Annotated in this window: 9 protein-coding genes and 1 riboswitch; of the genes, 6 read left to right on the top strand and 3 right to left on the bottom strand. The window is 43.5% G+C overall.

Features of this window, described 5'->3' with window-relative positions:
- Window positions 1-275, bottom strand: a 275-nt coding sequence (locus GXO74_04960; GenBank protein ID NOZ61008.1) for an alpha/beta fold hydrolase, incomplete at its 3' end; no start/stop codon positions are given.
- Between the two features lie 65 nt (window positions 276-340).
- Window positions 341-456: riboswitch (SAM riboswitch) on the bottom strand.
- Window positions 457-879: 423 nt separating this feature from the next.
- On the opposite strand from GXO74_04960, the gene GXO74_04955 reads away from it, so the two are divergent.
- Window positions 880-1,914, top strand: a complete 1,035-nt coding sequence (locus tag GXO74_04955) for a homoserine dehydrogenase (protein NOZ61007.1) — start codon at window positions 880-882, stop codon at window positions 1,912-1,914.
- Between the two features lie 182 nt (window positions 1,915-2,096).
- Here GXO74_04955 and GXO74_04950 read toward each other — a convergent pair whose 3' ends face one another.
- Window positions 2,097-3,110: a YeeE/YedE family protein gene (locus GXO74_04950; GenBank protein ID NOZ61006.1), complete on the bottom strand. Its 1,014-nt coding sequence runs from the start codon at window positions 3,108-3,110 to the stop codon at window positions 2,097-2,099.
- Between the two features lie 318 nt (window positions 3,111-3,428).
- On the opposite strand from GXO74_04950, the gene GXO74_04945 reads away from it, so the two are divergent.
- From GXO74_04945 to GXO74_04930, 4 genes are all read left to right on the top strand, one after another.
- Window positions 3,429-4,319, top strand: coding sequence for a hypothetical protein (locus GXO74_04945; protein ID NOZ61005.1), 891 nt, complete (start codon window positions 3,429-3,431; stop codon window positions 4,317-4,319).
- Between the two features lie 153 nt (window positions 4,320-4,472).
- Entirely contained in the window at window positions 4,473-6,521 is a 2,049-nt protein-coding gene (locus tag GXO74_04940) for a M1 family metallopeptidase (protein ID NOZ61004.1), read from the top strand.
- A gap of 19 nt (window positions 6,522-6,540) precedes the next feature.
- On the top strand, window positions 6,541-6,921 hold the full coding sequence (locus GXO74_04935) for a hypothetical protein (GenBank protein NOZ61003.1): 381 nt from the start codon (window positions 6,541-6,543) through the stop codon (window positions 6,919-6,921).
- A 26-nt stretch (window positions 6,922-6,947) separates the two neighbouring features.
- A complete protein-coding gene (locus tag GXO74_04930; GenBank protein ID NOZ61002.1) occupies window positions 6,948-7,436 on the top strand; it encodes a hypothetical protein in 489 nt (162 codons plus the stop codon).
- Here GXO74_04930 and GXO74_04925 read toward each other — a convergent pair.
- On the bottom strand, window positions 7,425-8,750 hold the full coding sequence (locus tag GXO74_04925) for a radical SAM protein (protein ID NOZ61001.1): 1,326 nt from the start codon (window positions 8,748-8,750) through the stop codon (window positions 7,425-7,427). The genes GXO74_04930 and GXO74_04925 overlap by 12 nt on opposite strands.
- Before the next feature lie 136 nt (window positions 8,751-8,886).
- On the opposite strand from GXO74_04925, the gene GXO74_04920 reads away from it, so the two are divergent.
- Window positions 8,887-9,673 (top strand): S46 family peptidase (locus GXO74_04920; GenBank protein NOZ61000.1); only part of this gene is annotated, 787 nt, incomplete at its 3' end.

The raw sequence follows: 9,673 nt of genomic DNA, 5'->3' as shown, positions 1-9,673 counted from the left end.
CCGCCAAGCACGTTAGCGCATATAACAAAAAACTGATTGGTATCTACGGCTTTGTCAGGTCCAATCAAAAATTCCCACCAGCCCGGTGATTCGTCCAATTCCCCGGAAGCGGCGTGACTTGTGCCGGTCAGGGCATGACAGATCAGGATGGCATTGTCTTTTTCTTCGTTCAGCTCACCCCAGGTTTCATAGGTTAGAGTCACCTGCGGTAAAGTATCTCCATTTTCAAAAGTAAACGGGCCAAAAGTGAAATCATTTTTTGTGTGTAAGCTCATTTGTCTCCTCAAGATAAAAAAAATCCCCTTCTCTTTGAAAGAAGGGGATTTTGTGAATACCCATTTGTTTATCTTTCAAAGAGATTAATTCTCTTTGCAGGAATTAGCACCTTGCCTTCTTTTTTCTCGGCAGGTTGCTAAGGCGTCACAGGGCCTGTCCCTCAGCCTTTCTGGATAAACTAAAAAAAAAGCCCTTCCCGGCAATCGAGAAGGGCGTATATTTATCTCATTATGCCAGGTTTTTTCAGGTAAATTTCAGCATCATGCTGCCCATTTTCATGGTCAAAAAATTATGATAAAGCATATTTAGAAACATTCGCATCATAATAAACGCTCAATTTTGGTTATTAGTTTTAATGTCTTTATCAAATATAAAAATTTGAGAATTAAAGTCAAGAAAATTTTGCAAAATTTTACACTTTTTCTGAAGTTTCACAAATCACTGAATATGCGATAGCGGAAATTTATTGTTGAAAAAAATTATTGGTAACGAAAAAAAACTTGACATTTTCATTTTTAAGTTACTATTTAGGGGAGGGCGCAACAGAAAAGGATGTGAAGTGTTTAAGTTAAATGATAAGTTTCAAAATATCCGGAGGAAAGGATGAAGTATCGATTGATATTTATCGGGTTTGGATTAGTGGGACAAGGATTGACAGAGATTTTAATTAACAAAAGACATTGGCTAAAAGAGAAATATAATTTTGAATGTGAAATAGTCGCCGTTTCTGCAAAATCCAAAGGCGCTGTTGCCGATGAAAAAGGTTTATCTGCAGAAAAGTTGCTGGAATTGGTGCATCAGGGCAAAAGTCTGGAGGAATATCCGGATGGCGTGAAGGGGTTGAGCCCATTGCAGACGATTGAGCAGTTGGAAGCTGATATTTTAATTGAAGTTACTTACACAAATATAAAAACAGGAGAGCCCGCGACCACTTACTGCCGTCGGGCGCTGGAAAAAGGAATGCACGTAGTAACCACCAACAAGGGACCGGCAGCATTATTTTATCGGGATTTGAAAAAATTAGCAGATGCGAAAAATGTCATTTTTGGAATAGAAGGCACCGTGATGAGCGGGACTCCGGTGATTAATACCGGACTTTTTAGCCTTGCCGGCTGTACAATCCGAAAAGTCCGCGGAATTTTGAACGGAACAACCAATTACATTCTGACAGAAATGGAACAGGGCAAGCCTTACGAAGAAGTACTGAAAAAAGCGCAAGAATTAGGTTACGCCGAAGCCGACCCCGCCGCCGACGTCGAAGGCTGGGATGCGCTGGCAAAAATTGTCATTCTGGCAAACGTGATCATGGGACAGCCGCTCAAAACGACTGATGTCGTCAGGGAAGGCATCACTAAAATCTCGCTTGAAGACATCGAAAAAGCGCGCCGGGAAAATAGTCGCTGGAAACTCATCGGCGAAGTTTCTGCGGAAAACGGAAAAGTGAAAGCGAAAGTAGGACCTGAAAAATTGGATTTGTCAGATCCTCTATCCAGCGTCATGGGAACGACGAACGCGATCACTTTTGACACAGATCTGATGGGGTCGGTGACCATCGTCGGCGCCGGAGCGGGAAGAATTGAAACAGGATTTTCTTTATTAACCGATATTTTGGCGATTCACCGAAAATTTGCTGGTTAAAATAAAGCCGGGGGACATCAAAATGGAGTAGTTTAAAGTCATTTAAAAGCGAAGCAGAGCATTAAAGTGGAAGTCAAAGAGGATTGCCTCCCTTAATCAATTAATTCCCTGGTAGAGAGCAGACCTTCTCGGCAAAATCACGGGAAGGTCTGTGTTTTTCTTTGGGTTAATTTTTATTTTGCTTATTTTTCGTTTTGCTTGTAAAAAATTTTTCCGGTAATCACCAGTCCGGCAAAAGCAAAAATGGTGAAAATCAGGCTGCTGAAGGCAAACTGCATGTCGCCGGACAAAATATGGCCGCTGGTGCAGCCTCCCGCCATTCTCGCGCCGAAAATCAGAACAAAGCCGCCAATGAATGCCCAGATGATTCTGTCTGTGGAACTGCTGCCGCGATGATTTTTCCAATTTTTGTGAATCAAGCTCAATTTGAATTCTTTGCGAATGAGAGAAATGAACAGCCCTGATAGTAACGCGCCTGTTAGAAAAATGAATTCCCAATTTCCTGATTTTTGAATTGCGGCGAAATAGGCGTTTTTCGTGACGCCGCTCAAAAAATCAGCCACAAAGGGGTAGCTTGTCGAAGCACCGATGGGCCTGTTGGTCGTCGCCGCCAGAAAAACAATGGAGTTCAAAACCGCCAGCGCAATGCCCGCGTGCAGCCATTTGTAATTTTTGCTTCTCTCTTTATTGTGCAAAAGAAAAGCGATCCAGATGAATGCCAGACCGATGATTAAAATCAGTGCGTAAAAAACGAAGCCGTTGGAATCGATGACGGTTTTCAAGGAAAGTTTCCCGGCATTCGGGCCTAAAAAATTTTCCATTGTCGGCAGTAACATGGTGTAAATGAGCCCGCCGAACAAGCCGCCCACAATTCCGATGAGGGCGTCCAGCGAACCTTCGCCGGCAGAAACGGGGAGTGTCCCGGGACAGTAGCCTAAAATGGCCATGCCGCTGCCGAAAATCAGACCACCCAAAATAACGCCAACAAAAATCAACGGCTTGACGTGATAAGAGGCGAGACCCAAACCGATTTCTACGTTGATGAGAATTATTCCCACGCCGATCGCCGCGGCGATAGCTTTGGCCACCGTAAAGTCGTTGAGCATCGCCAGACCGCTGATGGTGTTGTACCTGTTAAGTTTAGCGTATCGCAGAATAGCGCCGAATAAAAATCCAAAAATTAGAATAGTGAACATGTTTATTGTTCCTTTCCCGTTATCATTGAGTAAGTTGAAAATGTTCTTCAAAAATATCAATGCAAATAATTGTTCTCAATCTAACATTTTTTTAACACAATATCAAGGTTTTTCCTTTTCACGAATAAAATTACTCAAGGAAATTGTTTCCGCTTTTTGCTTGACTTTTGTCAATAATTTTCCTATAATGAAACGAATTCTTGAGAGAAGCGGAAACAGAAGAAATTTTTGTAACTTTTTCAGCCAAACAACGTAAAAATAGCGCGATAAAATTCGAGCTGACTCTGAAACCATATTAATTTTAGAAAGGAAATGGCTATGAAATCATCAAAAAGTTTGCGAACGATCCTTGGCGTTCTCTTTATCCTGTTAGTTTTTTCAATTATGCTGGCTTGTGCTGGCAAAAAACCAGCCTGGGGCGATGAAAAAACCGGTTTTATTTTAACCTATCGTTTTCCGGCGGATCAGGTCTTGAAGTATGAGACAAATCAAACGCAAAAAATGACTCAGGAAATGATGGGACAGTCCATAGATGTGAACAGCAAAATGTACTCTGTCACATTTCTCAAAGGCGCGGGCATCGATGAACAGAAAAATTTTCTCGTAAAAATCGGCTTCGATACATTGTCGATGGCAACAAAAGCCAGAGGTCAGAACATTAAACCTGATGTGAGTAAGATTGTGGGGCATGAATTTAATATGACCTTGTCACCCCAAGGCAAAAAATTAGCTTTCAATGATCCGGAGTCACTCAAAATCAGTTTTGGCCCCATGGTTGGTTCTCGCGGCGCTGAAGATTTTTTCCGTAATCCGCTTCCGGTTCTACCTGCGCAACCTGTCAAATTCGGCGCCACTTGGACAGATACGGATAGCACGAAAATGAAGCAAGCCGGTATGGACATTTCAGTGAGGAGCAAAACAGTCAATACTCTCGAAAAGCTTGAAGTACTTGACGGCATCGAATGCCTGAAAGTGACCTCCAAAATTACAGGCTCTTTAGAGGGTTCCGGCAGTCAAATGGGGGCTGACATTGATTTCGAAGGCGACCTTGATGGCTCTGCGACGTGGTACTTCGATTTCAGAAATGGCAAGCTTGTTCAATCAGAAAATTCCATGCAGATGGATGGAACGGTTACCGTTTCCGGTCCTCAAAATATGACTATACCCATGACGCAAGAAACCACAACAAAGGTTCATTTGATTAAATAAAAATTTTACAGAAAAAACGACAGATTGAGTGGATTTGATTCGATTGTCGAATCTGATCCACTCTTTATTTGCGAAGAAAAGATATCCTCATTGAAAGGATTTTTGGGTCAGATGACTGATAGCTATTCTTTATTTCAAAATCGGAGAAACCTCATGAAATCACGATTTTTTCTTGCGTTTCTCTTCTCTTTTTGTTTTGTTCTTTCTCCGCTCTTTTCCCAGGAAGCAATTTTCAAAAAACCGCTCAGCCCACGAATCGCCAACTACGACATCGATGTGCGTCTGGATGCGGCAAAATTCAAGATTTACGGAAAAGAAAAGTTGCATTGGGTGAACAAAACCGGTGAAACAATCCGCGAATTGCAATTTCATCTTTATTTGAACGGCTTCCGAAATTCAAAATCCACATTCATGAAAGAATCCGGCGGCAGCCATCGCGGTTACAAGTTGGAAAAAGATGGCTGGGGCTACATCGAAGTCGATCAAATCCTGCGCGAGGGAGGTTCCGAATTAACTGACCGCCTGGAATTTATCCAGCCCGATGACAATAATCCTGACGACAAAACCGTTTTTCGCCTTCCTCTAAAAAGACCGATTCCGCCAGGTAAATCAATCACATTAAACATTGATTTTCACGCGAAACTTCCGCAGCCGCCGTTCGCTCGTTCCGGCGCCTGGAAAGAATATTTTTTTGTCGGCCAATGGTTTCCGAAGGTTGGCGTTTTTCAAAACGGAAAATGGAACTGTCACCAGTACCATCGTAATTCTGAGTTTTTTTCTGATTTCGGCGTGTACAATGTGAAAATTACCGTGCCCAAGGAAAATATTGTCGGTGCAACAGGCTTGTTGCAGGAAGTCACTGAAAACGACGACGGAACAAAAACGCATTTTTATCACGCCGAAGATGTTCACGATTTTGCCTGGACTACCAGCCCTGAATTTGTGGAATTCACAAAACAAATTGAAGACGTGAAAGTACGCTTACTTTTACAAAAAGATCACGCAGCACAGGCAGAAAGACATTTCGCAGCAATAACAGCGGCGATTGAATTTTTTCAGAAAAACATCGGCGACTACCCTTATCCGAATTTGACCATTGTCGATCCGCGTCGCGGCGCTCAGGGCTCCGGCGGCATGGAATACCCGACTTTGATCACAGCCGGCACATTTTACCATATCCCGAAAGGCTTGCGCATGCCAGAAATGGTGACTGTGCACGAGTTTGGCCACAATTACTGGTACGGCATGGTTGCTTCCAATGAATTTGAAGAAGCCTGGTTAGACGAAGGGATTAATTCTTACACCGAAACACTCATTATGGACAGTTACTACGGGCCGAAAGGTTCGATGTTCGATATGTTCGGCGTAAAAGTGAGCGATATTGAATTTCAGCGCAGCCAGTATATTCAGCGACCTGATGTGGATCCGGTTGTTAAACCATCTTGGGAATACTATCCATCCGGTAGCTATGGCGTCAATTCCTATCAGAAACCGGCAACTCTGCTGAAAACGCTGGAAAATTATCTGGGCACGGAAACCATGTTCAAAATTTTGCACGCTTATTTTGAACGCTGGAAATTTCGTCATCCGAAGACACAGGATTTCATTCAGGTGGCGAACGAAGTTTCCGGCCAGGATTTGAACTGGTTCTTCGATCAGGCATTGTTTTCCACGAAAACGTTGGATTATTCGGTCAGGTTTATTTCCAGCCGGAAGGTCAAAAAGGATAAAGGATATGATGTCACCGTGTCTGTTTCAGTAGATTCTCTTGAAAAAAAGAAAAATGAAAATGATTCTCTCTCTGCTGCGAGCGACACGTTGAAAGCCGAACGAGATTCGACGGCAAAAGATTCGACGAAATTTTACGAAAGCAAAGTTTACGTCCGTCGGCTGGGTGATTTTATTTTCCCGGTGGAAGTGAAATTCGTATTTGACAACGGAGACACGCTTCGCGAAAATTGGGACGGCAAAGATCACTGGAAAATATTCACCTATGTCAAACCGGCGAAATTGGTTTCCGCGACTGTGGATCCTGACAATAAAATTTTGCTGGACGTGAGTCTGATCAACAACAGCAAAACTATGAAAAAACAAAAGGCTGGCATCAATAAAATCACGTCGAAATGGTTGTTTCTCATTCAGTCATTTTTAGATGAGCCTGATTTGCTAAATCTATTTTCAATTCTAATGAGTATCAGCTAACTTAATCAGTTGCGAGGTAATGATGATCTGGCAAAGCTTAAAATTTGGTATTTCTCAAGTGTCGGGAAACAAAAGATTGATTGCGCTCTACTATTTTTTCAATTTTTTCCTCGCTGCTTTTTTAATATTGCCGTTACACAAAGTGCTGGGCGATTTCGCCGGTCATTCGCTCATGGGAGCGAAGCTGACGGAAAATTTTGATATGAATTTCTTTTTTGAATTGATAAAGAAATATGGCAATATGCTGCCTGTCTGGATGCTGTTGGTGTTTCTTATCGCAATTACCTACTGGGTTGTCATGCTGTTTTTGTCTGGCGGATTTTTGCATGTGTTCATTCATGAGAAAAATGGAACCATCGCCTCTGTGCTGGGAAATTCGGCAAAATATTTGCGCGAATGATTCGCCTCGCCCTTTGGAGCCTGCCGGTGCTGGCAGTTCTTTTTAGCTTGCAGTTTATCTACAGCGGCATTCAGCGTCTCTTATTTGGCAGCGATCCGTACCAGTCTGTGCTCTACTGGGGCGCTTGGATTAAAGTAGGAATTCGATTTATTGTCTTATGGTTGTTCGTTATCATTTTTGACTACGCGCGAATTCACATGGTGCAAAATGAGGAACGCAAAACGCGGAAATCTTTGCTTGCTTTTGTGTTCAAAAATTTTGGCAAAGTTGTCGGCCTGAAGGCGTTGTTGATTATTGCGGGAATTTTAGCCTTGGTAATTTTAAATCTTTTGCAGCTACCGTTCTCGCGTTCAGCGGGCGTCGGATTGGCGGTTTTGTTTCTCATTCAACAAATTTACATAATTTTCAGAAGTTATCTCAGACTGACGACATTTTCCAGTCAGGCGGAATTGTTCCGGGAGGCTGAATCAGCAGAGAGAATCGATAATGCGGGGGAAGTTCTGTTAGCTGTTTAAAATTAATTTCAATGATTCGGAAACAATTTTTTCAGGTGGGTTGAAATAACCGAAGCGGAGAAAGGGAAAATCTTCGCGCAAATTGCTGAGCCAATTTTTAATGCCGATGAAATCAGGAGAAAGACGGTTCAGTTGCAAAGTTTCTGTGTACCAATCCGGGTCCATGTTCAGGTTGCGCGCCTGAATGAGGTTGATTTTGTATTTGCTGATTATTTCTTTCAGCGCGGAAATTTCATCGGGATGATCAGTGAATCCCGGAAAGACGAAGTAGTTCAATGAAATGAAGCGATTGAATTTGCGCGCGATTTCGATGGAAGTAAGAACGTCGTCGAAAGTGTAATTGTTCGGACGATAGTAGCGGTCGTAAAATAGTTTTTGGGCTGAATTCATGCTGACGCGGACGGAATCCAAACCGGCGCGAAATAGTTTTTCGATCACGCCCGGCAGGCTGGCGTTAGTGTTGAGATTAATGATGCCTTTGGCTGTTCTTTGACGAATTTTTTTGATCGCTTCTTCGAGCAAATCGCCCACTAAAAGCGGTTCTCCTTCGCAGCCTTGACCGAAACTGGCAACGGCGCGCGGCGCTTTTTCCAAGTGAGGCACGACGAATTCGGCGATTTCTTCTGGCGCCGGAACGAAATTCAGCCGATTTTGTGCTGCCGTTACCGTTGTATTTTTCGGCTGAAAAGAAATGCAGCCCACGCAATTGGCGTTGCAGGCGGGACTGGTCGGAATGGGCGCTTCCCAGCGCTGCATGACAAAATTTCGCGCCGCGGGACAGCCGTATTTGAAAACGCAATTTTCGATCAGATGCTGCACCAGTCGGTTTCGCGGAAATTTTTTTGCCATTTTCAACGCCGCTTTGTCGATGGCACCCAAATCAACGTGGCGAAAATCCTGTCGTTCATCAGGGTCGATGCGGGTTCCTGATACAAAAAATTTTCCGTCTTTCCAGCCCACGGCAGTGTAAGCATACAGCGGCAGGCGCGGCGCATTTTCTTTTTTCAGAAAACTCGCCCGAAGAAATTGAACATAAGCCGGAGCCATAAAAGCCGCTGCCGCAAAAACCGGCTCGCCCTGATACTCGTCCAGTGCGACAAGTTCGTCGCTTTCCGGCTGGAAACCAATTGCGGTTCTGCCGGGCAATTCAAACAGATCGCTGCCTTCGGGCAGAGGAATGAGTTCGTCCGCACCGGGCAACTGAAATTGATCCAGCGCCATGCCGGTCATGCGAAGCTCGGGAATTTCAAATAGCTTTCCCTCTGCATTGCTCACAACGAGGTAGGGGAGATGCGACCATTTATTTTTTAACATAAATTTGCCAATTTAAAACTTTTTCTAAAATTAATGAATCTAATGTAATGAACTTAAAGCTAAAAATCAACACCAAACTAAACCCAAAACCCGAAATTAAAAACTCAAAACCCGTAACTAAAAATTGAGGTGCTCTATGAATCGAAAACTTTCCCGAAAATTAACCCTGGGTTTCTTCACAGGAATCTTATTTCTGCTGATGATTTCGTTCGCCGTGCAGGCAGACGAAGGCATGTGGACATTTGACAATCCACCGACAAAATTGTTGCAGAAAAAGTACGGTTTTACGCCCACGCAGCAATGGCTGGATCACGTGCGTCTTTCCAGCGTGCGTTTCATGGATGGCGGCTCCGGTTCATTTGTCAGCCCCAATGGTCTTGTTTTGACCAACCACCACGTTGCCATGGGGCAATTGCAGAAACTTTCCACGGCTGAAAAAAATTATGTGGCAACAGGATTTATGGCAAAAACACAAGCCGAAGAAATCAAATGCCCTGATCTGGAAGTGAATGTTCTGGTAGAAATGATCGACGTCACGGATCAGGTACTCTCTGCCATGAAAAAAACCATGTCCGATGCTGATGCGTTAAAAGCAAAACGCGCAAAAATCGCTGAAATCGAAAAAAAGAGTCTGGAAGAAACTGGTTTGCGGTCAAATGTTATTAATCTCTATCATGGCGGCGAATACTGGCTCTATCGCTACAAAAAATACACTGATGTCCGTCTGGTGATGGCGCCGGAGCGACAGGCAGCCTATTTCGGCGGCGATTTTGATAATTTTACTTATCCGCGCTACGATCTTGATTTTGCCTTTTTCCGCGTTTACGAAGACGACAAACCTGTCCGGAGCAAAGATTATTTAAAATGGAATTCCAAAGGCGCGGCGGAAAATGAATTGGTTTTTGTGTCCGGAAATCCCGGCT

It is taken from the genome of Calditrichota bacterium, assembly GCA_013152715.1.
Lineage (GTDB): Bacteria > Zhuqueibacterota > Zhuqueibacteria > Thermofontimicrobiales > Thermofontimicrobiaceae > 4484-87.
The sequence above is the reverse complement of the archived record's forward strand: the minus strand, read 5'-3'. Positions and strand labels throughout refer to the sequence as shown.

Bases quoted from the DNA above. Each gene is read 5' to 3' on its own strand.
- GXO74_04955 (NOZ61007.1), top strand. From the start codon at position 880: ATGAAGTATCGATTGATATTTATCGGGTTTGGATTAGTGGGACAAGGA.
- GXO74_04950 (NOZ61006.1), bottom strand. From the start codon at position 3,110: ATGTTCACTATTCTAATTTTTGGATTTTTATTCGGCGCTATTCTGCGA.
- GXO74_04945 (NOZ61005.1), top strand. From the start codon at position 3,429: ATGAAATCATCAAAAAGTTTGCGAACGATCCTTGGCGTTCTCTTTATC.
- GXO74_04940 (NOZ61004.1), top strand. From the start codon at position 4,473: ATGAAATCACGATTTTTTCTTGCGTTTCTCTTCTCTTTTTGTTTTGTT.
- GXO74_04935 (NOZ61003.1), top strand. From the start codon at position 6,541: ATGATGATCTGGCAAAGCTTAAAATTTGGTATTTCTCAAGTGTCGGGA.
- GXO74_04925 (NOZ61001.1), bottom strand. From the start codon at position 8,750: ATGTTAAAAAATAAATGGTCGCATCTCCCCTACCTCGTTGTGAGCAAT.